This window comes from Brevundimonas sp. FV1ye29L, from assembly GCF_058681095.1.
Map to the genome: position 1 here is coordinate 3263655 of NZ_CM178730.1, position 24037 is coordinate 3287691.

General features: G+C 68.9%; 25 protein-coding genes and 1 tRNA gene. 16 read left to right on the top strand and 10 right to left on the bottom strand.

Features of this window, described 5'->3' with window-relative positions; genetic code table 11:
* The first annotated feature begins 70 nt into the window (after positions 1 to 70).
* From pheS to ACW17W_RS15935, 7 genes are all read left to right on the top strand, one after another.
* A complete protein-coding gene (pheS, locus tag ACW17W_RS15905) occupies positions 71 to 1147 on the top strand; it encodes a phenylalanine--tRNA ligase subunit alpha (RefSeq protein WP_492078060.1) in 1077 nt (358 codons plus the stop codon).
* A 9-nt stretch (positions 1148 to 1156) separates the two neighbouring features.
* Positions 1157 to 1552 carry a hypothetical protein gene (locus tag ACW17W_RS15910; protein ID WP_492078062.1) on the top strand — a complete coding sequence of 132 codons (396 nt, stop codon included), beginning with the start codon at positions 1157 to 1159 and terminating at the stop codon, positions 1550 to 1552.
* Positions 1552 to 1944 carry a hypothetical protein gene (locus tag ACW17W_RS15915; RefSeq protein WP_492078064.1) on the top strand — a complete coding sequence of 131 codons (393 nt, stop codon included), beginning with the start codon at positions 1552 to 1554 and terminating at the stop codon, positions 1942 to 1944. Before ACW17W_RS15910 ends, ACW17W_RS15915 begins: the two co-directional genes overlap by 1 nt.
* A gap of 3 nt (positions 1945 to 1947) precedes the next feature.
* A complete protein-coding gene (locus tag ACW17W_RS15920) occupies positions 1948 to 2331 on the top strand; it encodes a hypothetical protein (protein WP_492078066.1) in 384 nt (127 codons plus the stop codon).
* Positions 2328 to 4751, top strand: a complete 2424-nt coding sequence (gene pheT, locus ACW17W_RS15925) for a phenylalanine--tRNA ligase subunit beta (RefSeq protein ID WP_492078068.1) — start codon at positions 2328 to 2330, stop codon at positions 4749 to 4751. Before ACW17W_RS15920 ends, pheT begins: the two co-directional genes overlap by 4 nt.
* A gap of 139 nt (positions 4752 to 4890) precedes the next feature.
* Positions 4891 to 5511, top strand: coding sequence for a DUF1134 domain-containing protein (locus ACW17W_RS15930; protein WP_492080333.1), 621 nt, complete (start codon positions 4891 to 4893; stop codon positions 5509 to 5511).
* Positions 5512 to 5526: 15 nt separating this feature from the next.
* On the top strand, positions 5527 to 5766 hold the full coding sequence (locus ACW17W_RS15935; protein ID WP_492078069.1) for a hypothetical protein: 240 nt from the start codon (positions 5527 to 5529) through the stop codon (positions 5764 to 5766).
* A 9-nt stretch (positions 5767 to 5775) separates the two neighbouring features.
* Here the strand turns inward: ACW17W_RS15935 and ACW17W_RS15940 are convergent, their stop codons facing one another.
* Both ACW17W_RS15940 and ACW17W_RS15945 read right to left on the bottom strand, forming a co-directional pair.
* A complete protein-coding gene (locus ACW17W_RS15940; protein ID WP_492080334.1) occupies positions 5776 to 6627 on the bottom strand; it encodes a Rossmann-fold NAD(P)-binding domain-containing protein in 852 nt (283 codons plus the stop codon).
* Positions 6624 to 7847 (bottom strand): NAD-dependent epimerase/dehydratase family protein, encoded by a 1224-nt coding sequence (locus tag ACW17W_RS15945; protein WP_492078070.1) that lies wholly within the window; start codon positions 7845 to 7847, stop codon positions 6624 to 6626. The genes ACW17W_RS15940 and ACW17W_RS15945 overlap by 4 nt, the downstream gene beginning before the upstream one ends.
* A gap of 107 nt (positions 7848 to 7954) precedes the next feature.
* Here ACW17W_RS15945 and ACW17W_RS15950 point away from each other — a divergent pair, with 107 nt between their 5' ends.
* Both ACW17W_RS15950 and typA read left to right on the top strand, forming a co-directional pair.
* Positions 7955 to 8188, top strand: a complete 234-nt coding sequence (locus ACW17W_RS15950; RefSeq protein ID WP_492078072.1) for a DUF1674 domain-containing protein — start codon at positions 7955 to 7957, stop codon at positions 8186 to 8188.
* A gap of 162 nt (positions 8189 to 8350) precedes the next feature.
* A complete protein-coding gene (gene typA, locus ACW17W_RS15955; RefSeq protein ID WP_492078074.1) occupies positions 8351 to 10183 on the top strand; it encodes a translational GTPase TypA in 1833 nt (610 codons plus the stop codon).
* Between the two features lie 106 nt (positions 10184 to 10289).
* On the opposite strand, the gene ACW17W_RS15960 is transcribed toward typA, so the two are convergent.
* Both ACW17W_RS15960 and ACW17W_RS15965 read right to left on the bottom strand, forming a co-directional pair.
* Entirely contained in the window at positions 10290 to 10772 is a 483-nt protein-coding gene (locus tag ACW17W_RS15960) for a peptidase S1 (RefSeq protein WP_492078075.1), read from the bottom strand.
* 109 nt (positions 10773 to 10881) lie between these two features.
* A complete protein-coding gene (locus ACW17W_RS15965) occupies positions 10882 to 11469 on the bottom strand; it encodes an NUDIX domain-containing protein (protein WP_492078077.1) in 588 nt (195 codons plus the stop codon).
* Positions 11470 to 11561: 92 nt separating this feature from the next.
* Between ACW17W_RS15965 and ACW17W_RS15970 the strand changes: the two genes are divergently transcribed.
* A complete protein-coding gene (locus ACW17W_RS15970; protein ID WP_492078079.1) occupies positions 11562 to 12455 on the top strand; it encodes an EamA family transporter in 894 nt (297 codons plus the stop codon).
* Positions 12456 to 12462: 7 nt separating this feature from the next.
* Here ACW17W_RS15970 and ACW17W_RS15975 read toward each other — a convergent pair.
* Positions 12463 to 12538, bottom strand: a tRNA-Ala gene (locus tag ACW17W_RS15975).
* Positions 12539 to 12741: 203 nt separating this feature from the next.
* Between ACW17W_RS15975 and ACW17W_RS15980 the strand changes: the two genes are divergently transcribed.
* From ACW17W_RS15980 to hisS, 4 genes are all read left to right on the top strand, one after another.
* Positions 12742 to 13071, top strand: coding sequence for a YggT family protein (locus ACW17W_RS15980; RefSeq protein ID WP_492078081.1), 330 nt, complete (start codon positions 12742 to 12744; stop codon positions 13069 to 13071).
* 124 nt (positions 13072 to 13195) lie between these two features.
* Positions 13196 to 14074 (top strand): 3-hydroxybutyryl-CoA dehydrogenase, encoded by an 879-nt coding sequence (locus ACW17W_RS15985; protein ID WP_492078083.1) that lies wholly within the window; start codon positions 13196 to 13198, stop codon positions 14072 to 14074.
* Positions 14075 to 14078: 4 nt separating this feature from the next.
* On the top strand, positions 14079 to 14660 hold the full coding sequence (locus ACW17W_RS15990; RefSeq protein WP_492078085.1) for a phthalate transporter: 582 nt from the start codon (positions 14079 to 14081) through the stop codon (positions 14658 to 14660).
* 93 nt (positions 14661 to 14753) lie between these two features.
* Complete coding sequence (gene hisS, locus ACW17W_RS15995) at positions 14754 to 16253, top strand: histidine--tRNA ligase (protein WP_492078087.1); 1500 nt, start codon at positions 14754 to 14756, stop codon at positions 16251 to 16253.
* 441 nt (positions 16254 to 16694) lie between these two features.
* Here the strand turns inward: hisS and ACW17W_RS16000 are convergent, their stop codons facing one another.
* Positions 16695 to 18860: a M13 family metallopeptidase gene (locus tag ACW17W_RS16000; RefSeq protein ID WP_492078089.1), complete on the bottom strand. Its 2166-nt coding sequence runs from the start codon at positions 18858 to 18860 to the stop codon at positions 16695 to 16697.
* 168 nt (positions 18861 to 19028) lie between these two features.
* Here ACW17W_RS16000 and ACW17W_RS16005 point away from each other — a divergent pair, with 168 nt between their 5' ends.
* Together ACW17W_RS16005 and ACW17W_RS16010 are read left to right on the top strand one after the other, a co-directional pair.
* The gene (locus ACW17W_RS16005; RefSeq protein WP_492078091.1) at positions 19029 to 20870 is read left to right on the top strand and encodes a cation:proton antiporter domain-containing protein; all 1842 of its coding nucleotides are present in this window, start codon (positions 19029 to 19031) and stop codon (positions 20868 to 20870) included.
* A gap of 214 nt (positions 20871 to 21084) precedes the next feature.
* The gene (locus ACW17W_RS16010) at positions 21085 to 21720 is read left to right on the top strand and encodes a TetR/AcrR family transcriptional regulator (RefSeq protein ID WP_492078093.1); all 636 of its coding nucleotides are present in this window, start codon (positions 21085 to 21087) and stop codon (positions 21718 to 21720) included.
* A 42-nt stretch (positions 21721 to 21762) separates the two neighbouring features.
* Here the strand turns inward: ACW17W_RS16010 and ACW17W_RS16015 are convergent, their stop codons facing one another.
* From ACW17W_RS16015 to ACW17W_RS16030, 4 genes are all read right to left on the bottom strand, one after another.
* Entirely contained in the window at positions 21763 to 21963 is a 201-nt protein-coding gene (locus ACW17W_RS16015; RefSeq protein ID WP_492078095.1) for a hypothetical protein, read from the bottom strand.
* A 19-nt stretch (positions 21964 to 21982) separates the two neighbouring features.
* On the bottom strand, positions 21983 to 22414 hold the full coding sequence (locus ACW17W_RS16020) for an SRPBCC family protein (protein WP_492078097.1): 432 nt from the start codon (positions 22412 to 22414) through the stop codon (positions 21983 to 21985).
* Complete coding sequence (locus tag ACW17W_RS16025) at positions 22411 to 22734, bottom strand: ArsR/SmtB family transcription factor (RefSeq protein ID WP_492078099.1); 324 nt, start codon at positions 22732 to 22734, stop codon at positions 22411 to 22413. Before ACW17W_RS16025 ends, ACW17W_RS16020 begins: the two co-directional genes overlap by 4 nt.
* 131 nt (positions 22735 to 22865) lie before the next feature.
* Positions 22866 to 24002 (bottom strand): Rieske 2Fe-2S domain-containing protein, encoded by a 1137-nt coding sequence (locus ACW17W_RS16030; RefSeq protein ID WP_492078101.1) that lies wholly within the window; start codon positions 24000 to 24002, stop codon positions 22866 to 22868.
* Between the last annotated feature and the right edge of the window lie 35 nt (positions 24003 to 24037).

A 24037-nucleotide genomic window follows, 5' to 3' on the forward strand; every position in this document is an offset into this window, starting at 1 on the left:
CAGGATCAGGAAGCCCGGCCTGCGTTCCCCCCGTGACGAACGCCGCCGCGCCCGCTAGACGACTGCCTCCATGACCGATCTTGCCCAACTTGAACTCGACCTGATCAACGCCATCGGCTCGGCCGCCACCGTGGCGGAGCTGGAGGCCGTGCGCGTCTCGGCCCTCGGCAAGACCGGGGTCGTCTCCGGCCTGCTCAAGGGCATGGGATCCATGAGCCCGGACGAGCGCCGCGAACAGGGGCCGATGATCAACGGCCTGCGCGACCGGGTCGCGGCGGCCATCACCGCCCGCAAGGCCGAACTCGAGGCCGCCGAACTGGACGCGCGCCTGTTGTCCGAGACGCTCGACCTCAGCCTGCCGGCCCGGCCGCGCCGCAAGGGCGGGGTCCATCCGACCATGCAGGTGATGGACGAGATGATCGCCCTGTTCGCCGAGATGGGCTTTGCCGTGGCCGAGGGCCCGGACATCGAGGACGATTTCCACAATTTCACCGCCCTGAACTTCCCGCCCAGACACCCGGCGCGGGAGATGCACGACACCTTCTTCCTGAAGCCCGATCCGGTGACCGGCGAGCGCAAGGTGCTGCGCACCCACACCAGCCCGGTGCAGGTCCGCACCATGATGTCGCAACAGCCGCCGATCCGGATCATCGCCCCGGGCCGAACCTTCCGGAAGGACTCGGACGCCACCCACACCCCGATGTTCCATCAGGTCGAGGGGCTGGTGATCGACCGCGACATCCACATGGGCCATCTGAAGACGACGCTTCAGACCTTCATCGCCCGCTTCTTCGAGCTCGACGCGGTCCAGGCCCGCTTCCGCCCGCACCACTTCCCCTTCACCGAACCCTCGGCCGAGATGGACATCCGCTGCGACCGTTCGGGCGGTCAGCTGAAGTTCAACACCGGTGACGACTGGCTGGAGATTCTCGGCTGCGGGATGGTCCATCCCAATGTGTTGCGGAACTGCGGCATCGACCCGGACGAGTATCAGGGCTTCGCCTTCGGCCTGGGTGTCGATCGCCTGGCCATGCTGAAATACGGCGTGCCCGACCTGCGTCCCATGTTCGACGCCGATGTGCGCTGGCTGGCCCACTATGGATTCTCCGGCTTCGCCGCCCCCAACCCGGCCTCGGGCCTGAGCTGAGATCATCCCATGACCGACATCATGTCCGAAACCTTCGGCCGCGAACTGGCTGCGCGCACCACCTTCGAGAAGGAGGCGATCTGGCTTCCCCTGCTGGCCGTGCACAGTCTGAACGCCGGCGAGGGGGTGATCCGCGGCAAGACCTTCACCGACTGCGTGATCGAGGGTCCCGCCCTGATGGCCTCCCTGGACGGCGTCAGTTTCGAGGGCTGCAACCTGGGGCTGGCGAAGGATCCGAAGTCCCTGTTCTACAAGGCCCAGGGCCCGATGCTGGTCGGCGTCGTGGCCGTCGCCCAGACCCGGTTCGTGCGCTGCCGCTTCGTCCAGATCGGCTTCACGGGACAGGAGGCTGCGATTGACGCCATGGCGGCCGACCTGATCGCCGCCCGGGACGCGGAGGCCTGATGTCGCGCCGCCCGATCAACCGGCCCCTGCGCGTCGCCCAGGACATGGAGGCCCGCGTCTTCGAGGATCTGGATATCAGCCTGTTCGACCTCTATGCGGCCGGGGCGAACAAGGGCGTCGGTCTGATCCGCGACCGCGTGTTTCGCGGCTGCCGCCTGCAGGGGCCGGCCATCCTGCTGGTGTCGAGCGGCGTCAGCTTCGACGATGTCAACTTCGGCGACAGCGGCGGCGATATTCGCAACCTGATCCTGCGCCCTGTCGGCGACCGCGCCCTGGGCACCGTTCCCGTGCGCGACTGCGTGTTCGAGGGCTGTGAGTTCTTCAACGTCGGCTTCACCGGCCAGGCCGACTTCCTCGACGAGCTGATGACGCTCGACATCGGAAAGGCCTGAACCATGGCCGGGACCTTCGATCTGGCCGCCCTCGGCGCCGGCCCCGTCTATGAAAAGGCCGATATCTGGCTGCCCCAGCTGGTGGCCGAGGCCATCCGCCGCGGCGAACAGGTGATCGAGGGCAGGACCTTCATCGACTGCCGTATCGAGGGGCCGGCCGTGCTCTGCCCGGTCGGAGGGGTCAGTTTCGAGGCCTGCGACATGGGCGCCAGCGACGGGGACATCCGCAACCTCATGCTCGCCCCTCTGGGGCCGACGAAGATCACCGGCGCCATCGCCTTCCGCAACTGCGTCTTCCGGCGCTGCTTTTTCTTCGCCGTCGGCTTCACCGGTTCGCCGGACTTCCTCAAGGATATGCGCGACGGCGTCCAGGGACCCTCCGTATGAAGTTCACCCTGTCCTGGCTGAAGAACCACCTGCAGACCGAGGCCGACGTCACGGCCGTCGCCGGGGCCATGACCATGGCCGGGCTGGAGGTCGAGGAGATCCACGACCCCGCCGCCGCCCTCGCCCCCTTCAGCGTCGCCCGCATTGTCGAGGCGGTCCAGCACCCCAATGCCGACCGTCTGCGCGTCTGCCAGGTCGAGACGGTCGACGGCATGAAGGAGATCGTCTGCGGCGCCCCCAACGCCCGCGCCGGTCTGGTCACCGTCTATGCCCCCATCGGCGCCTGGGTGCCCGGCCTGGGGGTCACCCTGGTCGAGAAGCCGGTGCGCGGCGTGGTCTCCAACGGCATGCTGTGCTCGGCCGCCGAGCTGGAACAGCCCGAGGGTCGTTACGGCCCCGACGACGGCATCATGGACCTGCCGGCCGATCTGCCGGTCGGAACCCCGGCGGCGGCCCTGTTCGGCGCCGACCCGGTGATCGATTTCGAGGTCACGCCCAATCGGCCCGACTGGCTGGGCGTGTCCGGCATCGCCCGCGATCTGGCGGCGGCGGGCCTCGGCGAGTTCCTCGACTACAGGATCGCGGCCGTGCGCGGCGGCTTCCCCTGCCCGATCACCGTGCGGCTGGAGGCGCCCGACCAGTGCCCGGTCTTCGCCGGACGACTGATCCGCGGGGTGAAGAACGGCCCCTCGCCCGACTGGCTGCAACGCCAGCTGACCGCCATCGGCCTGCGCTCGATCAACCGGCTGGTCGATGTCACCAACCTGATCGCCTATGACCGCGCCCGGCCATTGCATGTCTATGACGCGGCGAAACTGGTGGGCGACGAGATCGTGGTCCGCAGCGGTCAGTCCTCCTCGGAGACCGGCGAGGTCGAGCATCTGATTGCCCTGGACGGCAAGACCTATCCGGCCGACCTGTCCGTCTGCATCATCGCCGACGCCGGGGGCGAACGCCCCATCGGCCTCGGCGGCGTGATGGGCGGGGAGTCCACCGGCTGCTCGGACGAGACTGTCGACGTCTTCGTCGAGAGCGCCTGGTTCGACCCCATCGTCACGGCCCAGACCGGCCGGTCGCTGAACATCGCCTCCGACGCCCAGTACCGGTTCGCCCGCACCGTCGATCCCGCCTCGGTCGTGCCGGGGCTGGAGCTGGCCACGCGACTGATCCTCGACCTGTGCGGCGGCGAGCCGTCCGACATCGTCGTGGCGGGTCAGGCCCCGGCCGATCCCGCCCCCTTCGCCTTCGACCCCGCCCATGTGAAGCGGCTGTCGGGCATGGATCTGACGCAGGACCGGATCGCAGAGATCCTGACCGCCCTCGGTTTCGACATCGCCGGACGCGGAAACGACCGCTGGACAGTCACCCCGCCGTCCTGGCGTCGCGACGTCGAGGGGCCGGCCGATCTGGTCGAGGAAGTCGCGCGCATCCAGGGCTTCGACGCCCTGCCGGATGCGCCCCTGCCGGATCAGGGCGCCCCCTCGCGCGGCGTGCTGAGCCCGCGTCAGACCCAGGTCCGCATCGCCCGTCGGGCCCTGGCGGCCATGGGATACGCCGAGGCCGTCACCTGGTCCTTCACCAGCCGCGCCACAGCCGCCCTGTTCGGCGGCGGGGATGAACGGCTGCATCTGGAGAACCCCATCGCGTCCGAGCTGGACTGTATGCGGCCCTCCGCCCTGCCCAACCTGATCCAGGCGGCGGCGCGCAACGCCGCGCGCGGCCATGCCGACGCCGCCCTGTTCGAGATCGGCCCGATCTATCTGGGCGACGGACCGAAGGACCAGCGCACCGTCATCGCCGGTCTGATCGCGCCCCACGCCCCCCGCCACTGGTCGCCGGCAGGCGAGGACCCGCTGTTCGGCCTCAAGGGCGACCTGATGGCCCTCCTGGCCGAGATCGGGGCGCCGATGAGCGGCCTTCAACTGGTTCAGGGCCAGAACCGGGACTGGTGGCATCCCGGCCGCTCGGCCCGGCTGCAGATGGGCCCCAGGGTCGTGGTCGCCGAGTTCGGCGCCCTGCATCCCCGCGCCCTCAAGGCCCTGGACGCCGACGGTCCGATCCTCGCTTTCGAGATCGTGCTCGACGCCCTGCCGGAACCGAAGGCGAAAGCCAAGACGCGCGGAAACGCCGACCTGCCGACCCTGATGCCGCTCAGCCGCGACTTCGCCTTCGTGGTCGAGGACGCCCGCCCAGCCGGCGATCTGGTCCGGGCGGCCATCGGCGCCGACAAGGCGATGATCGCCGATGTCCGCGTCTTCGACGTCTATCGCGGTCCCGGCGTGGACGAGGGCTTCAAGTCCGTCGCCCTGGAGGTCGTCCTGCAACCGCGCGAGACCACCCTGACCGAGGCGGAGATCGAGGCCCTGTCCGCCCGGATCGTCGCCGCTGTCGAGAAGACGGGCGCGAAACTGCGGGGTTAGGGTCGCCTCTGCGGCGTGGGGCGGTAATCCCCCGTTAACCTTGCCGCCCCAAGGCTGACTCAATGCCCGGCGAGGCTGGTTCAGGCCCGCGTCGACGGGCAAACTGCTCACGCCGGGACCTCGCGCCATGACCTCGCCCATGCATCGTCGCCAATTGATCCGCACCGGTTTCGTCGCCGCCGCGTCCACCCTGCCTCTGGGCCTCGGCGCCTGCGCCACCCGTGGCGCGGCCAATGACCCCGCCTATCCGGTGCGCAACGACGCCACCGCCCCGGCCTATACCGCCGACGAACTGGTCGCGGCCGGGTCGCGCGAACTGGGCATCGCCGCCGAGGCCATGGGCGGCGCCATCGAACGCATCTTCCGCGATCAGGGCGACGCCCCCACCGCCTATATCGCGGGCGAGGAGGGCGCCGGCGCCGTCGGCGTCGGCCTGCGCTACGGCCGGGGCGCCCTGCATATGAAGGACGGCCAGCCGGCGCGAGAGGTCTTCTGGCAGGGCATCTCGATCGGCTGGGACGTGGGCGGCAACGCCAGCCGGGTCTTCACCCTCGTCTATGGGCTGTTCACCCCCGACGCCATCTACCGCCGCTATCCGGGGGTCGAGGGCTCGGCCTATCTGATCGCCGGCCTGGGCGTGAACTACCAGCGCGCCGACGGCATCGTCCTGGCCCCGGTCCGCACCGGCGTCGGCCTGCGCCTGGGCGCCAACGTCGGCACCATGGCCTATTCGAGGCAGCGGAATATTATCCCGCTGTAGGTGGAGGCCGCGACCATGGACAGAGGCTTCGCAATTCTCGTGTTGAACGCCTGTTTTCGGGCTTCTCGAGAAATCGGCGAGACAGCGACTGCGGTCCAGACTTTCTCGTCAGCGGAGGTCGGCGATAAACTGAAATCGCAGATGGGAATGGCCATAGGCGAAATCGGTCGCATTACCGAGACCATCTACGACTTACATCCCGATCTGTACGGATACGTGGAAGAGCATATCGAAAAGTACGGTCGCCTTTCCTAGAAATCGGCATCAAATCGTCGACGCCAGCCCCTCCCGATACGTCGGATACCTCGGTCTCCAGCCCAGTTCCGCCTTGGCCCGGGCGTTCGAGACCCGTTTGGAATCCAGATAGAAGCGCCGCATGGCGTCAGAGACCGAGGGGTCGGTCCAGTCGACCTCGGGCGGGGCCGGCAGCCCCATCCGCTGCGCCGCCCATGCCATGACCACATCGGCCGGCGCCGGCTCGTCATCGGCCAGGTTGTAGATCCCGCCCGGTCTCGGCCGCGCCATGGAGGCGAACAGGCCGGCCACGGCGTCCTCGACATGGATGCGATTGAACACCTGTCCCGGCTTACGGACCAGCCGCGCCGTCCCGTCTCTCAGCCGGTCGACGACCGAGCGGCCGGGGCCATAGATCGCCGGCAGGCGGAAGATCTGCACCGTCAGCCCCATGCCGCGCCCGGCGTCCAGCCAGTCGACCTCGGCCTTGACCCGTCTGGCCCCCTCCAGCGAGGCCGCGTGCAGGGCGTCGTCCTCGAAGGTCCAGCCGCCGGCCCGGTCGCCATAGACGGCGGTCGACGAGACATAGCCGATCCAGTCGGGCCAGGCCTCGCCCAGCACCGGACCCAGCGACGACAGCCGCCCCAGACCCGGACAGCCGGCCGGCTCCGGCGGGGCGGTGACCAGAATGGCCGTGGCGCGCTTCACCGCGTCCGTCAGGCCCTGTGCATCCGCCGGATCGACGGCCTCGATCCCGTCCGCCGCAAGTGCTGCACGCCGGCCGGGATCGCGCGAGGTCGCCATGGCGCCGTCGCCGCGCCGGATCGCCTCCAGCGCCGCCGCCCGCCCCAGATAGCCGCCGCCGAAGACCAGCAGCATCAGCCGTGAACCATCCGCACCGGCGCAGGGGTCTTGCGGGTTTCGGCGATCGCCTCGGCCCGGTCGGCGTTCCAGGCCGAGACGCAGGGAATGCGGGCCAGGTCCGCCCGGTCGGCGTATGTCCGCGCCACCGCCGCGACATCGTCCATCAGGCCATCGGCCAGGGTGATGGGGTCAAGGCCCATGGCCCTGAACTGGTCATTGGCCACCACCAGCTCGTTCTCGTCGGCCTCCTGACGCGGATTGGCGACGTGGCGGACCTCCGCCCCTGTCAGCCTCGACACCAGGGCGGCCAGGTCGCGCACCCGCCGGCTCTCGGTCATCTGGTTCAGGATCCGGACCCGGTCGCCCCGGGCCGGCGGATGGGTCAGGGCCAGTTCGACGCAACGCACCGTGTCCTGGATATGGATGAAGGCCCGGGTCTGTCCGCCGCCGCCGTGCACCGTCAGCGGATAGCCCACCGCCGCCTGCATCAGGAAACGGTTCAGCACCGTGCCATAGTCGCCGTCATAGTCGAACCGGTTGATCAGCCGCTCGTCCATCCGGGTCTGTTCGGTCTGGGCGCCCCAGACGATGCCCTGGTGCAGGTCGGTGATCCGCAGCCGGTCGTTCTTCGCATAGAACTGGAACAGCAGGGCGTCCTGGGTCTTGGTCATATGATAGATCGAGCCGGGGTTCGGCGGGAACAGGATCTCCTGCTCGGTCGGTCCGAAATCGGTTTCCACCGTGACCTTCAGATAGCCCTCGGGGATGCGCAGGCCGGCGGTCGTATAGCCATAGACCCCCATGGTCCCCAGATGGGCCAGATGCACGTCCCGCCCGCTCTCGACGATGGCGGCCAGCACATGGTGGGTGGCGTTGATGTTGTTGTCGACGGTGTACAGTTTGTGCCGCGCCGACTTCATCGAATAGGGGGCGGCCCTCTGTTCGGCGAAATGGACGATGCTGTCGGGCGCCTCGTCGCGGATCAGCTGAACCAGCCGGTCGAATTCCTTGCCGAGCGTCAGGTTGACGAAGCCGATGCTGCGGCCCGTCAACTCGCGCCAGGCCGCGATCCGCTCGCCCATCGGCCGGATCGGCGTCAGCGACTGGACCTCCAGCTCATTGTCGATGTTCCGCCGGCTGAGGTTGTCGACGATCACGACGTCCCAGCCGCGCGCCGACAGATGCAGGGCCGTGGGCCAGCCGCAGAATCCGTCGCCGCCCAGAACAAATACCTTCATCACGCCGCCTTCTTCGCGTTTCCTCACCCGCCCTGCCTAGACCATGCGCGGGGCGGGGCAAAGCGTCGGCGGGTGACGGGACGACCGGCCGCCCCTATATCAGCCGCATGACCGAGACTACGGACACCGTCGCCAGCGCCCCTGTTTTCAACGCGGAAGCGCTCCACGCCGCCCCTGACCGGCCGCTGAGCCCCGCCGCCCGCCGGGCCCTGGAGGAGGCCGCCGCCCGCCGCGCTGCCGAACCCGCCCCGGAGAGCCCCACCGAACACGGCGGCCCGACCGGCCCCGAGCCCACCCGCTATGGCGACTGGGAAAAGAAGGGCCTGGCGGTCGATTTCTGAGCGGCGGTTCCGCCGACCGTCGTTACAGCGCCCCATTTCTGCGGCACTGGTCTTTTCGCCGCTTCCCCTGTAAGAGGCGCGCGCTCCCCGAATGACGCCTCTTCTCCAGCGGCCCCGCACCTGTCCGGCCGCCCTTTCGCATTGAACGATCCCAGAACCGATATGAACCTTCGCAACGTCGCCATCATCGCCCACGTCGACCACGGCAAGACCACCCTGGTGGACCAGCTCCTGGCCCAGTCCGGCGTCTTCCGAGCCAATGAGGCGACGACCGAGCGCGCCATGGACTCCAACGACCAGGAAAAAGAGCGCGGCATCACCATCCTGGCCAAATGCACCTCGGTGCTCTGGAACGGCGAGGCCGGCGAAACCCGCATCAACATCATCGACACCCCCGGCCACGCCGACTTCGGCGGCGAGGTCGAGCGGATTCTCGGCATGGTGGACGGCTGCGTCATCCTGGTCGACGCCGAAGAGGGCGTCATGCCCCAGACCAAGTTCGTCCTGACCAAGGCCCTGAAAATGGGCCTTCGCCCGATCCTCTGCATCAACAAGGTCGATCGCGCCCACGCCGATCCCGACCGGGTTCACAACGAGGCCTTCGACCTGTTCGCCGCCATCGGCGCGACCGACGAACAGCTGGACTTCCCCCACATCTACGCCTCGGGCCGCGCCGGCTGGGCGACGATGGACCTGAACCAGCCCAACGACACCCTGGCCCCCCTGTTCGACCTGATCGTCCGCCATGTGCCGCCGCCCAAGGTGCAGGAGAACAAGGACAAGCCGTTCCAGATCCTGAACGTGCTGATCGAGTCCGACCCCTTCCTCGGTCGCCTGCTGACCGGCCGGATCGAGAGCGGCAAGGCCGTCCCCGGCATGGCCATCCACGCCCTGGACCGCGACGGCAAGGAAATCGAGCGCGGCCGGATCACCAAGGTCCTCGCCTTCCGCGGCCTGAAGCGTCAGGCCCTGGACGAGGGCTCGGAAGCGGGCGACATCGTCGCCATCGCCGGCATGTCCAAGGCCACCGTGGCCGACACCCTGTGCGCCATGGAGGTCACCGAGGCCCTGCCCGCCCAGCCGATCGATCCCCCGACCATCTCCATGACGGTCTCGGTCAACGACAGCCCCCTGGCCGGTCGCGAAGGCGACAAGGTCCAGTCGCGCGTGATCCGCGACCGCCTGCTGAAGGAGGCCGAGGCCAATGTCGCCATCCGCGTCACCACGACCGAAGGCGGCGACGCCTATGAGGTCGCCGGCCGCGGCGAACTGCAGCTGGGCGTACTGATCGAGAACATGCGCCGCGAAGGCTTCGAGGTCTCGATCTCGCGTCCGCGCGTGGTCTATCAGACCGGCGAGAACGGCGAGAAGCTGGAGCCGATCGAGGACGTCATGATCGACGTCGACGACGACTACACCGGCATCGTCATCGAGAAGCTGTCGGCCCGCAAGGCCGAGCTGAAGGACATGGGGCCGTCGGGCGCCGGCAAGACCCGCATCAGCCTGCTGTGCCCGTCCCGCTCCCTGATCGGCTATCAGGGCGAGTTCCTGACCGACACGCGCGGTTCGGGCGTGCTGAACCGGGTGTTCAGCCACTACGAACCCTTCAAGGGCGCGATCGAGGGCCGTCTGAAGGGGGTCCTGATCTCCAACTCGGACGGCGAGACGGCGGCCTTCGCCCTGTGGAACCTCGAGGATCGCGGCGTCATGTTCGTCGGCGCCGGCGAGAAGACCTATGAGGGCATGATCATCGGCGAGAACGCCCGCTGGGACGACCTCGACGTCAACCCGATCAAGGGCAAGCAGCTGACCAACGTCCGCGCCTCGGGCAAGGACGAGGCCGTGCGCCTGACCCCGCCGCGCCAGATGTCGCTGGAACAGGCCATCGCCTATATCGGCGAGGACGAACTGGTCGAGGTCACGCCCAAGTCGATCCGCCTGCGCAAACAGATCCTGAACCCGTCGTTCCGCAAGAAACGCGTCCGTCCGGACTGATCGCCGCCACAGATATGAGAAAGGGCCCGGTGAGCGATCACCGGGCCCTTTTTGAATTGACCTTTGCCTTGGGTGCGGGCCGGCGGCCGGACGCGCGGGCTTTCGGCTACGGCGTTTCGGTGATGCGCAGCGAAGCCGTGACCGAACGCGAGCCGAAGGTGCCGACCCAGACGTCATAGGTGCCGCTCTGCGGGCGGCGGTAGACCACCTGGGCGTCGCCGTCGCCATAGCTGTCGTCGTCACAGGACCATTCCCCGTCCGGTCCATTGATGATCAGGGTCGTGTCCTCGCTGGCGACCGTGCGGAACACCAGCGGCAGCGAGCCGGCCGTATAGGTGACACGGAAATCCGGAGCGTCGGAGATCTTGCCGACGCAGGCCGCCGGCAGGGGGGTGTCGTCATAGGCGTCGATCGAACCGCCCGCGACCACCCTGACCATATAGGGATCCGGCCGGAAGCCGGCCGACAGACGGACGGACCCGAAATTGGGCGTGGCGCTGGCCGACTGGGCGGCCGCCGACTGCGGCCCCACACCCGACAGCATCAGGGCGGCGGTCGCCACGGCGACCATGTAGACAGCGGATTTCATGAGCATTCCCCCGCGCCACGGCATCATGCCGGGCGGCAGAGGATTGATGCGACCGCCCCGGATCGCCGTCAAGCCCCCTGGATAGGGCCGGTATGCGAACGCGGGTTTGTCAGGGCCGGGCGAAAAGTTCAGGCCGCTCCAGCCTCAGCCGCGACACCAGAAGGACCGTCTTCATGTCCAGCAATCCGCCGGCGTCCGACAGGGCCGCCAGTTCGGCCAATGCCATCTCGACCACCTCGATCTCCTCATGCTCGGCGGCCAGCCCCCCGCCGTCGCCCACCCGGTCGGCCGCCGGACAGGGCGCCAGAAACAGGGTGACCGTCTCGGTCGATATGCCCGGACAGCTGTAGACCCGGCCGACGGGCTGCAAGGCGCCGGCCCGGACCCCGATCTCCTCCCACACCTCGCGCCGGGCCGCCGCCTCCGCCGTCTCTCCGGCATCGATCATCCCCGCCGGCGCCTCCAGCAGGCGGGGCTCGGCCTCGCCGGCGCGCATCGGTCCGGCCCGCAGCTGGCGCACCAGAAGGGCCGTCCGGCGGTCCGGATCATAGACGAGCACCGAGACGGCCCGGCCGTGATCCTCGACCTCGCGCGTGATCGCCGCCCCGCCGTCGGTCTCGAGCGTGACGGCCTCCAGCCGCAGCCAGCCCCGGTACAGTTCGCGCGTGTCGATCAGCCTGGCCAGGGTCGTCTCCATCCCGGTCCGCTCGACCGGCTCGCGGCCTCGGGATAGACCATCGGGATCGCCGAAGGAATGGGATGCCGATGCCGCACCGATCCGGACCTGCCATGGCCGGGCCCTCCCCTGCCGGGCCCCTTGCGGCCGTCGTGGCGGCGGTGATCTCGGTCCATGTCGGCGCGGCCGTGGCCAAGGGGCTGTTTCCGCTGGTGGGGGCCGAGGGGGTGGTGGCGGTTCGCGTCGGCCTGTCCGCCCTCGGTCTCGGCCTCGCCTTCCGGGTCTGGACGATCCGGCCCGATCGCCCGACCGCCCTCGCCCTCACCGCCTACGGCGTCATCCTCGGGGTGATGAACCTGATGATCTACCAGGCCTTCGCCCGCATCCCGATCGGCGTGGCCGTCTCCATCGAGGTGACCGGACCCCTGGTCGTGGCCGCCCTGGCCTCGCGCCGTCCGATGGACTTCCTCTGGATCGGCCTCGCCGGGCTGGGCCTGGCCCTTCTGCCCTGGAACGGGCAGACAGGCGGCCTGTCCCTGACCGGGGTTCTGTTCGCCTTCGCCGCCGCCGCCTGCTGGGCGCTCTACATCGTCTTCGGCTCGCGGGTCGCGCATCTGGGGGCCGGACGCAGCGTCGCCGCCGGCATGGTCGTGGCCGCCCTGATCACCGTCCCGGTCGGCGTCAGCCACGCCGGGCCGGCCCTCATCAGCCCCTATGTGCTGGCCGTCGGGGCGGGGGTGGCCCTGCTGTCCAGCATGATCCCCTATGTGCTGGACATGTACGCCATGGGCCGGCTGCCCAGACGCGTGTTCGGCGTCCTGCTCAGCGCCTCTCCCGCCATCGCCGCCCTGTCCGGGCTGGCGCTGCTGGGCGAAACCCTCGCCCCCGCCCAATGGACCGGCATCGCCGCCATCATGCTGGCCTGCGCCGGCGCCGCCTGGAGCCGCCATCGCATACGAACGCCCGCAGCGCCCGGCCCCGGCGCGGCCGGTCCATCATCGATGTGAAAACGCCTGGTGGAGCCGAGGGGAGTCGAACCCCTGACCTCGTCATTGCGAACGACGCGCTCTACCAACTGAGCTACGGCCCCGTTTCCGGGTTCCGCACGGGGTGCGGATGCAGGCGAGCGCGGGACATAGGCGGGCGGGCCGGGGCCTGTCAACGGGGCCTGTCAAAGGCAAGCCCCGGACGCAGACCCGGGGACGCCGCAGCCCGATCGCTTTTCGAAGCCTGCGCAATTCGACCTGAGGCCAAAATGGTCTAGAAGCCGGTTGCATCAACCGGAGCCTGCCCGTGGACCTCGCCGTCGCCGCCATCAACTTCCTCTTCTTTATCGCCGACGCCATCCTGGGTCTGCTGATCCTGGCCATCATCGTCAGCGCGGTGCTGAGCTGGCTGTTCGCCTTTGATGTGATCAACCCCCGCAACCGGTTCGTCGGTCAGCTGGCCAGCGCCCTGGACCAGATCACCGGCCCGATCCTGGCCCCGCTGCGCCGCGTCATTCCGCCGCTGGGGGGGCTGGATGTGACGCCGATCATCGCCTGGATCCTGATCACCGGCATCCGCTCCTACCTGTTGCCGGCGGCCAAGGTGGCGGCGCTCGGCCTCGTCTATCCGATGTGAGCCGGCCCGGCGCCGGTCCTGAAAGCCACAGTTTGATCCCGGAACGGAATCCAGCCTTGCGCCCGCGCCACAGCTTTCTAAGGTGCGGCGCTCTGGAAACGAGGCCTGACGGCATACCGACCGCATGACCACGATCGCGACAGTCGCCATCATCGGCGCAGGCCAGATGGGCGTGGGCATCGCCCATGCCGTGGCTCTCGGCGGCTATCAGGTGCGCCTGTACGACATCGCGCCGGACCGGCTGCCGGTCGCCCTCGGCGAGATCGCCGCCAATCTGGCGCGTCAGATCGGCAAGGACGTGGTCAGCCGGGCAGAGGCCGACGCGGCCCTGTCGCGCATCACCGCCGTCCAGACCCTGGCCGAGGCCGGGTCGGCCGATCTGGTCATCGAGGTGGCGGTCGAGGACGAGGGGATCAAGAAGGCCCTCTATGCCGCCCTGACGCCGCATCTGGCGGCCCATAGCCTGGTCGCCTCCAACACCTCCTCCATCTCCATCACCCGGCTGGCCGCGGCGACCGACCGCCCCGACCGGTTCATCGGCCTGCATTTCATGAAGCCGGCGCCCGTCATGGGGCTGGTGGAGATCGTGCGCGGCATCGCCACCTCGGCGGCCACCTATGAGGCCGCCGTCGCCTTTGCGGAAAGCCTGGGCAAGACCACCACCAATGCCGAGGATTTTCCCGCCTTCATCGTCAACCGCATTCTGGTGCCGATGATGAACGAGGCCATCTTCACCCTGTATGAAGGCGTGGGGGACGTGGTCTCGATCGACAAGGCCCTGCGACTGGGCGCCAACCATCCGATGGGGCCGCTGGAGCTGGCCGATTTCATGGGACTGGACGTGGTCCTCGCCATCATGAACGTTCTGTACGACGGTCTGGCCGACAGCAAATACCGGCCCTGCCCCCTGCTGGTGAAATATGTCGAGGCCGGCTGGCTGGGCCGCAAGTCGGGACGCGGCTTCTATGACTATTCCGGCCCCGTGCCGACGCCGACGCGGTGACCCGGTGAAACTTCCCCGCTTCGACCGCCCCGAGGACATTCCCGGCCAGGTCCGGATCCAGTGGCGCCGGGAGCCGGCGGCCCGGGCCCTGGCCGCCCTGGCGGCGGTGTGCTGGCCGCCTCTGATCCTGACCCTGCTGGTCTGGCGTCCCGCCAACTGGACGCCCGGGGTGGATATCGACTGGCGGCTGGTCGTCCTGTTCATCGGTATGATCGCCGCCCCGACCGGGCTCTGGGCCCTTGGGCGGTCTCGCGACATCTCCGGCCGGCCGGCGACCCGGCTGGGCGTGGTGTGGCGCTTCATGCTGTGGGGCGGCCTGCTTGCGGCGGGGCTTCAGGTCCTGATCGCCCTGGTCGTGGTCATCATCGGCTGGTTCGAGGCCGGGGGCCTGATGCAGGGGCTGGGCGCCACCGAGACGACGCTGCTGATCTATGGCGTCGGCGGCCTGCCGGTCGCCATTCTGGTCGGCGTCAGCTACGCCCTATGGGCGGGCCTGTGCGTGGCCTTCATCGCCTTCCAGAAGGCGCCGGAGCCGGTCAACGACCGGCTTGGCATGATGGAGCGTCGCCGCGACGGGATCGGCTGAGCGGAGTTCGCGCCGCGCCGCCGCCCGGCGGCGACGACGCCTTTTTCAGCCCCGGTTGATTTCGGCTGAACCGAAAATGGTCTAAGGCGCGGCATGACCGACGCCGCCGCCCCCGAACAGCCCGCAGATATCCGCCCCGAGGCCCGCAGCCCGAGGGGGTTCATGGACCGCCGCGGACGCGACCTGATCGCCGCACGCCGTATCGTGTCGACCGTGTCCGCCGTCTATGAGCGCTGGGGCTTCGAGCCGCTGGAGACCGGCGCCTTTGAATACGCCGACGCCCTGGGCAAATTCCTGCCCGACGCCGACCGTCCGAACGAGGGGGTTTTCGCGCTTCAGGACGACGACGACCAGTGGATGGCCCTGCGCTATGACCTGACCGCGCCGCTGGCCCGGTACGCGGCCCAGAACTGGGAGACCCTGCCCAAACCCTTCCGCCGCTACGCCCATGGCCCGGTCTTCCGCAACGAGAAGCCTGGCCCCGGCCGCTTCCGCGAATTCATCCAGTGCGACGCCGACACGGTGGGCTCCGACCGGCCGGAGGCCGACGCCGAGATCATCGCCATGGCGCTGGAGGCCCTGTCCGCCCTCGGCCTCGGCGAGGGCCGCACGGTGATGAAGATCGCCAGCCGCAAACTGGTCAACGGCGTGCTGGAGGCGGCGGGGGTCGCCAGCGGCGGCCAGACCCTGACCGTCCTGCGCGCCATCGACAAACTGGACCGGCTGGGTCCGGACGGGGTCGCCCTGCTGCTGGGCGAGGGGCGGCTGGACGAATCCGGCGACTTCACCCGCGGCGCGGGCCTGACGACCTCGGGCATCGACGCTGTCCTCGCCTATCTGGCCATCCAGAGCACGGGCGCGCGCGGCGATGTGCTGAACGCCCTGGACGCCGTCGTCGGCGGCGCCGCCTCGGGGGCCGCCGGCCTGTCGGACCTGGCCCGGATCGATGCGGCCCTGACCTCGATGGGGGTGGGCGACGCCGCCCGCATCGACCCGGCCGTGGTGCGCGGTCTGGAATACTATACCGGGGCCGTCTTCGAGGCCGAGCTGTTGCTCGACACCGTCGATGACAAGGGCCGCCCGGTCCGGTTCGGTTCGATCGGCGGCGGCGGCCGCTATGACGATCTGGTGGCCCGGTTCACCGGCCAGCCGGTTCCCGCAACCGGCGTCTCGTTCGGCGTCTCGCGCATGGCCTCGGCCCTGTCGGCCGCCGGTCGCGCCCTGGCCGCCGACGCGCGCGGCCCGGTGGTGGTCATCGCCTTCTCGGACGAGGATATGGGCGAGTATTTCCGCGCCGCCGCCGAGCTGAAGGCCGCCGGGGTTCCGGCCGAGGTTTATCTGGGCCGGGCGGGCATGAAGGCCCAGATGAAATACGCCGACCGCCGGGGCGCGCCCGCCGCCGTCATGCTGGGCGGAGACGAGATCGCCGCCGGCCAGGTGACCATCAAGGACCTCGACGCCGGTCGTCAGGCGGCCTCCGGACTGGCGGACAATGACGCCTGGAAGGCGGCCCGTCCCGGTCAGCAGACGATCGCCCGGAACGAGCTGGTCGCGGCCGTAAAGCGCATTATCGAAGCTCCTTCGATAATCTGACGGCTATTTTTCTGACTTATCGACGATCAGTCAGAAAACCATCTCAATTCGCTGGACTTCGCCTTGACGCAAACCCGTTCCAGGGCGCATCTGAACTCACTCGAACGGCGCGGCGCTCAGGCGCAGCCGCCCGACGGAGGCGTTTCGGGGAGGAAACGTCCGCTCCACAGAGAGCGTGAAAGCCCGCTGCGATGTATCCCCCGCAGCGGGCTTTTTCACGTCCGGAGCTCTGTGTCCGACGCCCGGGCGGCGCACGACTCTCCCGCGAACGGCAACGCCCGGGAGGACCTGCCGCCCCAGGCGACGAGCGACCGCGTCGCGAGCGGTGGCGCCACACAAGAACCCCGCTCAAGCAGCGAGCGACCGCGTCGCGAGCGGTAGCGCCAAAAAAAGGGGCCGGCGTCTCCGCCGGCCCCTTTCTTGGTCATACGCGAACCGGACCTACCAGATCCGGACGCGTTCGGCCGGCGTCAGATAGTAGCGACTGCCCGGCTGGACATCGAACGACTCATACCAGGCGTCGACATTGCGCAGCGGGCCGATCACCCGGAACATGGCCGGCGAGTGCGGGTCGGTGGCGACCTGCTGTTTGGCGGCCTCGTCGCGCATCTTCGACTGCCAGACCTGGGACCAGCCGTAGAAGAAGCGCTGGTCGCCGGTGGTGCCGTCCAGCACCGGCGCCGGCTGGCCGTTCAGCGACAGGTGATAGGCTTCCAGCCCCACCGCCACCCCGGCGGCGTCGCCGATGTTCTCGCCCATGGTCAGTCCGCCCTGAACCTTGAAGCCCGGCAGGGGCTCATAGGCGTCGTACTGGGCCCCGAGACGTTGGGTCAGGCCCTCGAAGGCGGCCTTGTCCTCGGCGGTCCACCAGTTGCGCAGCACCCCGTCGCCGTCGGACTTGGAGCCCTGGTCATCGAAGCCGTGACCGATCTCGTGGCCGATGACGCCGCCGATGCCGCCATAGTTGACGGCCGGGTCGGCATCCGGATCGAAGAAGGGCGGCTGCAGGATCGCCGCCGGGAAGACGATCTCGTTATTGGCCGAGTTGTAGTAGGCGTTCACCGTCTGGGGCGTCATCCCCCATTCGTCCTTGTCCACCGGCTGGTCCAGGCGCTGGAGCTGATAGTTCCAGCGGAACTGCCCCATGCGCTCGCCATTGCCGAACAGGTCGTCGGCCCGGATCTCCAGCGCCGAATAGTCGCGCCATTTCTCGGGATAGCCGATCTTGACGGTGAATTTGCGCAGCTTCTCCTGGGCGGCGGCCCGCGTCTCGGCGCCCATCCAGCTCAGGTTCTCGATCCGGTGCGACAGGGCCGTGCGCAGGTTGGCGACCAGGGTCTCCATCTTGGCCTTGGACTCGGCCGGGAAATATTCGGCGACGTACAGGCGTCCTGTCGCCTCACCCAGGGCCCCTTCGGCAAAGGAGATGGCGCGCTTCTCGCGGCCGCGCTGGGCCGGCTGGCCCGACAGGTCGCGCGACCGGAACTCCCACTGGGCGTCCGAGAACCGCTGCGACAGGCTGGCGGCGGCGTCGTCCGTGGTGTGGAAGGCCTGCCAGGCCTGCAACAGGGCGATCGGCGTTTCGGCATAGACGGCCGCGATCTTCGGCATGGCGGTGTCCTGACGGACGACCAGCCGGGGCACGCCGCCCAGGTCCGCAGCGTCGAAATAGGTCTGCCAGGCGAAGCCCGGCGCATCCGTCGCCAGCCTGGCGATGGTGTAGTCGTTGTAGGTGCGGTCTCGGTTGCGGTTCTCGATCGGGGTCCAGTGGGCCTCGGCGATCCGGGTCTCCATCGCCACGATGGCGGCGGCGTTGCCCTCCGGGTCGTCCCAGCCGATCATCCCCAGCATACGGGCGATATAGGCCTGATACTTCTCCTTCTTGTCCGCATAGCGGGCGTCCAGATAGTAGTCCCGGTTGGGCAGGCCGATGCCGCCCTGACCGGCGGACACGACGTATCGCGTCGGCGCCTTCTGATCGATGGTGATGCCCGTGCCGAAGAAGGAGGCCCCGGCCCGACCCTGGGTCTGGCCCATATAGGCGGCCATCTTCTCATGGCTGTCGGCGGCGCGGATGGCGGCCAGATAGGGTTGCAGCGGACGGGCGTCCAGTTCGTCGACCCGGGCCTGATCCATATAGGACCGGTAGGCGTCGGCGACCTTCTGCTCGTCTGAACCGGCGACCAGGTCGGTGCGGGCGGCCAGTCCCGTGACCAGGGCCTTCATGCGGTTGTCCGACAGCTCGCGCAGCAGGGCGAACGAGCCGTAGGAGGTGCGGTCCGAGGGGATGACAATGGCGTCCAGAGCTGTGCCGTTGGCGTACTGGTTGAAGTCATCGCCAGGATTCACCGCCGTGTTACGACCGGCCAGGTTGAAACCCCAGGTCCCGTATTTCGGCGTCTCCACGCCCTGATAGCCGCCCGCGCCGCCGGGCGACGTGGTCTGGAACAGCTCAACGGTCGTGCAGGCCTCGTCGACACAGGCGTGGTCGTCGCCGTTCACGCCGAACAGGTCCAGCCCGTTGTCCGGGCCCCCGGGGCTAAGGGCGAGCGCCGCAGCAGGCATGAGCAGGGCGCCGAGGGCGACGCCGATAAGCAGCTTTTTCATAGGGGATCCATCGTCTGGGCGGTCCGCGCATCCGTACCCGGACCATATCGGGAGGAACCCTACCCCCGACACAGGTCGTGTCGCCTAAATAAATTGTCATGTTCGTTCGATCGCCCTCGTCAGCAGGGCCTTCCATGGGCGAGAATGCGGGCGAGACGGGGATATCGAATGGCGGGCGGACACGGCGGCGAATACAAGGATCTGGTGGTCTTCCTCGCCGCGGCCGGCGTCGTGGTCCCCCTGCTCAGCCGCTTCCGCATCAGCCCTGTGCTGGGCTTCCTCGCCGCCGGGGTTCTGCTTGGGCCGGACGGACTGAACCGGCTGGCGGCGGTCGCCCCCTGGCTGAGCTGGTTCACCATCGGCGACCGCGCCCAGATCGCCCAGATCTCCGAACTGGGCGTCGCCTTCCTGTTGTTCATGATCGGGCTGGAGCTGTCGTGGGAACGACTGAAGTCCATGCGCCGCCTGGTGTTCGGCTTCGGCCTGTCCCAGGTCGTGGTCTGCACCGTCGTGCTGGCGGCCCTGTTCATGGTCATGGGCCAGTCGCTGGCGGGGGCCGCCGTTCTGGGCATGGGACTGGCCCTGTCCTCGACGGCCGTGGTCATGCCGGTGATGGCGGAACAGGGCCGGCTGCGCGGCGCCGTCGGCCGCTCGACCTTTTCCGTGCTTCTGGCCCAGGATCTCGCCGTCGCCCCGATCCTGATCACCGTCACCGTCCTGGCCGGGGCGGCGAATCCCGGCGGTCTGCTGGAACCTCACGTTCTGGGGCGGGCCCTGTTCACCCTCGCCCCGGCCGCCATCGGCCTGGCCCTGATCGTGCTGCTGGGCCGTCGCGTCCTGCGCCCCCTGTTCCGCTCGGTGGCGAAAAGCCGCAAGCGCAGCGGCGCCGGTCAGGAGCTGTTTGTCGCCCTGTGTCTGCTTCTGGTGGTCGGCGCCGGCCTCGCGGCCCAGGCGGCCGGCCTGTCCATGAGCATCGGGGCCCTGATCGCCGGCCTGCTGATCGCCGAGACCGAGTTCCGCCGCGAGGTCGAACTGAACATCGAACCCTTCAAGGGTCTTCTTCTGGGCGTCTTCTTCGTCGGGGTCGGCATCGGGCTGGATCTTGACGCGATCGCCGCCCACCCGTTCCAGGTCATCGGCACGGCCCTGGCCATCACCGGCATCAAGGCCGCCGTCATCTTCATCCTGGCGCGGCTGTGGGGCCTCAGCGCCCGCACCGCCATCGAGACGGCCCTCGTCCTGGGCCCGGCGGGGGAGTTCGCCTTCGTCGTCCTGACCACCGGCATGGTCGAGGGCGTCGCGGCCCCCGGCTTCACCCAGGGCATATTGCTCTCGGCCACCCTGTCCATGTTCATGGTGCCCCTGATGGCCTGGCTGGGCCGCCGCCTGTCGAAGCCGTCCGCCGGGGGGGCGGCCCCCACGGCGGAGCTGCCCGCCCCGGTCGCACACGAGGACGCGGTCATCATCGTCGGATTCGGCCGGGTCGGCCGTCTGGTCGGCGAACTGCTCACCGAGCATGGGGTGGCCTTCATCGGACTGGACACCGACGCTGCTGCGGTGGCCGCCGCCCGGCGCGAGGGCGTCGACATCTATTACGGCGACGCCGGACGGGTGGAGATGCTGCGACTGTGCGGCCTCGAACAGGCCCGCGCCCTGGTGGTCACCATGGACGCCCCGTCCAAGGTGGACGAGGTCGTCATCGCCGCCCGCAGTCTGCGGGACGACATGCCGGTCATCGCCCGGGCCCGCGACGACCGGCACGCCGCCCGGCTCTACGCCCTCGGCGCCACCGACGCCGTGCCCGAGACCACCGAGGCCAGCCTGCAGCTGGCCGAGAATGTGCTGGTGGATCTGGGCGTGCCCATGGGTCTGGTCCTGGCCTCGATCCATGAGAAGCGCGATGTCTTCCGCGCCGTCTTCCAGGCGGCCGTACCGGAAGAGCGGCGTCACCGCCCGACCCGCGCCCTGCGCGGATCGGACCGGACGCCCGTGCCGCTCGGCGAGACCTGACGGCCGCCTCGGCGATGGCGCCCGTTCCGGCCCGGGAGCCCGTTTCGCCGGCCGGATGGCCGGCCCGAAGCCGTGCGCCGTGGCCGGATTAATCTTTGCGACCCATTTTCGTCATTCTTGCGTGATGAACAGCCGCCCTTCGGCGAACGCAGGATGCGCGCCGGACCCGGTTCTGCCCGATACCCTGCTTTTTGTTTGTTGAGTGATCCCGTCCATGTCCCAGACCGCAGCCACCCTTGAACAGCCGCGCATGAACCGTCGTCAGGCCGCCAAGGTGCGGACACGCCAGAAGGTTCTGGACGCCGCGCGCGACCTGTTCGCCGAGCGCGGCTATGAACCCGCCACCATCCGCGACATCGCCCGGGGCGCCGGCATGTCCACCGGCGCCGTCTTCGCCAACTTCCAGGACAAGGCCGAACTGTTCGAGACGGTGCTGACCGAGGACATGGGCCGTCTGGCCGAGACCCTGAAGGCCGGCGCCGGACAGGGATCGGTGCGTGAGCGCCTCGTCGCCGCCCTCGCGGCCGGCTATCATGACACCCTGGATCACCTGCCCCTGTTCCAGGCCATTGTCGCCCGCTCATGGTTCCAGCCCAGGGACGCCGAACAACGCGCCCGGGTCTCGACCCGCAAGCTGACCGCCGTGATCTCGGACATCCTGCGGGACGGCGTCGGCCGGAGCGAACTGTCCCAGGACGCCGACGTGACCCTGCTGACCGATCTGGTCTGGGAAGCCTATCTCTCCAACTACCGCCGCGCCGCCTATGACGGCTGGGCCGTGGAACAGCTGTCCGACCACGCCGGCCGCCAGGTCGACGTCATCCTGGCCGGCGCCGTTACCCGCAGCTAGGACAGGGCCATCGACGACCGGACGCGCCCGCTGGCCCGATGGTCAGCGGGCGCGTCTGTGTCTGGCGTAGGGCAGGGCGAACAGCCACAGGCCCGTGACCAGCATCGGGACCAGCGGCACGAGGGCCAGCAGGCCGAGCCAGACGGCCTGGACCTGCATCGCCATGGCGGCGATGTTCGCCAGGACCGTGAGGGTGAAGACGATCGACAGCCAGCGATGGGCGGATCGGACCAGGGCGTTCATGGGGGTCTCCAGAGACGGATCAGTCGAGCGCCGGGCTGTCGAGCAGGGCGGAGAGCTTGTCGAGGAAGGTCGGCCAGCCGAGCCGGGCGCCCCCGGCCGCCTGTTTCTGGTCGGGGCGGAAGCCGGCCTGTTCCACGGTCAGCCGGGTTCCGCCGGGCGTCGGCGTCAGGGTGAAGGTGACCACGCTCTTCAGCGCCAGGGCGGGATCGTCGTGGACGAAGTCCCAGCGATAGGCGAGGCGGCGTTCAGGCTCCACGGTCAGGACCTCGCAGTCCAGCGTCCCGCCCCATTCGCCGGTCAGATGGAATTTTCGCCCCGTCTCGGGGACGAAATCCGTCTTCATCAGCCATTCCTGGATCAGGTGGGGGTGGGTCAGGGCGCGCCACAGCTTCGGCGGCGGGTGGGGCAGGTCGCGCTCGACGACGACGGACAGGGTTTCGGCGGCGGTCATTGGTCCATCCTGTTCAGCAGAGTCTCGAGCCCGTCGAGGCGGGCTTCCCAGAAGCCGGTCATCTGGCGCGACCAGGCGTTGAGAGGGGCCAGGGCCTCGACCCTGGCGCTGTAGTGGGTCACCCGCCCATCGGGCCGGTCGGTCACCAGACCGGCCTCCCGGAGCTGGCGCAGATGTTTCGACACCGCCGGCTGGGAGACGCCGGAACAGGCCGTCAGGGCCGTGACCGTCTGCTCTCCGTCGCGACAGAGCCGCTCGAACAGGGCCCGGCGCGTCGGGTCGGACAGGGAGCGGAACACCAGGTCGGGAGCCGGAGGCATGGGCAAACAATAACCATCTGATTATGATTTATCTCATAACCAATTGGATATGAATTAGTCAACCGTCGGGTGGAACATTGTTCTGGACCGCTGGCGGAGGGGCCCACAGGGCTCAGGGCCGGGGCAGGACCTCAGCTCTTCCATCTCAGGGTCGCCGGCCTGACCGGATTGGCGAACGGCCGCCCCCCGGCGCGGCTGTTGATCCATTCCCGCTTCACCTGCTGGTACCATTTGGCCTGGGTGTCGGCGTCGTCGATCCAGATCAGGGCCGGATCGTAGCGCAGCCCTTCATTCTGCAGGTTCACCATTCCGCCGTCCTGTTTCAGGAAGGCCCTGACCCCCTGTCTCAGGAACGGCCGGGCGATGCCGAACACCCAGTGGTCGGACCAGAAGATCTGGGTGATCCGGGTCGAGGTCTCCGTCACGGGGGTCAGACAGGTCAGGGCCAGAACCTGTTTCTCCCCCACCAGAATATGCTCCCAGCGATAGCCGGGCAGGCGGAAGGTGATCTCGGTCGCCGGCGCCCCGCCCAGGATCCTGTAGGCGCGGCTGTTCGACGACGGCGCATGCCGCACCATGGCCCAGCCGAAATCGCGCGGTTCAAACGCCTTGGCCTTTTCATGCATCGACCGCTCGGACCGCCACCACCACTGCTGGTGCACATAGGGGCCGTGGGCCGGGTCCATCAGCCCGACGACGGCGTGGTCGATATGGCTGTCGAACACCATGGACTCGACCAGCCGCGCCCCGCCCCCGACCACGCCCGGAAACACCGGCGGCTCATGATCGGGCTCGGCGTCCGAGCGCGGGTCGGCCCGCATCCAGACGAACACCATCCCCTGGCTCTCGGCGACCGGATAGGGACGCACCCGGATGCGGCCCGGGTCGATCGCCTGATCCTCGACCAGCGAGGGGATGGCCGCGCAGACCCCGTCGGGCCGGAACCGCCAGCCGTGGTAGCAGCATTCGACCGTCTGGCCCTCGCCGGGCTTGTCGACCAGTTTTCCGGCGGACAGGGGCGCGGCGCGGTGCGGACAGATGTCGCGCAGGGCGAAGACCTGGCCCGCCCCCCCCTGGCCGCCCCGGGTTCGGCCGATCAGGACCGGCTCGCCCATCAGTTCGAACCGCTCCAGCGATCCCGGCGCGATATCGCGCGCCAGGGCGACGAAATACCAGGCGTCGCGCACGAACCCCTTGCCGAACGGGGTCGGTCCCGCCCTGGCCGGAGCGGGAGAGGACTGGACGGCGGCGTCTTCGGCTGGCTTCATGGACCCTGTCTATCAAGAGACTTGGCCGCTGTCGC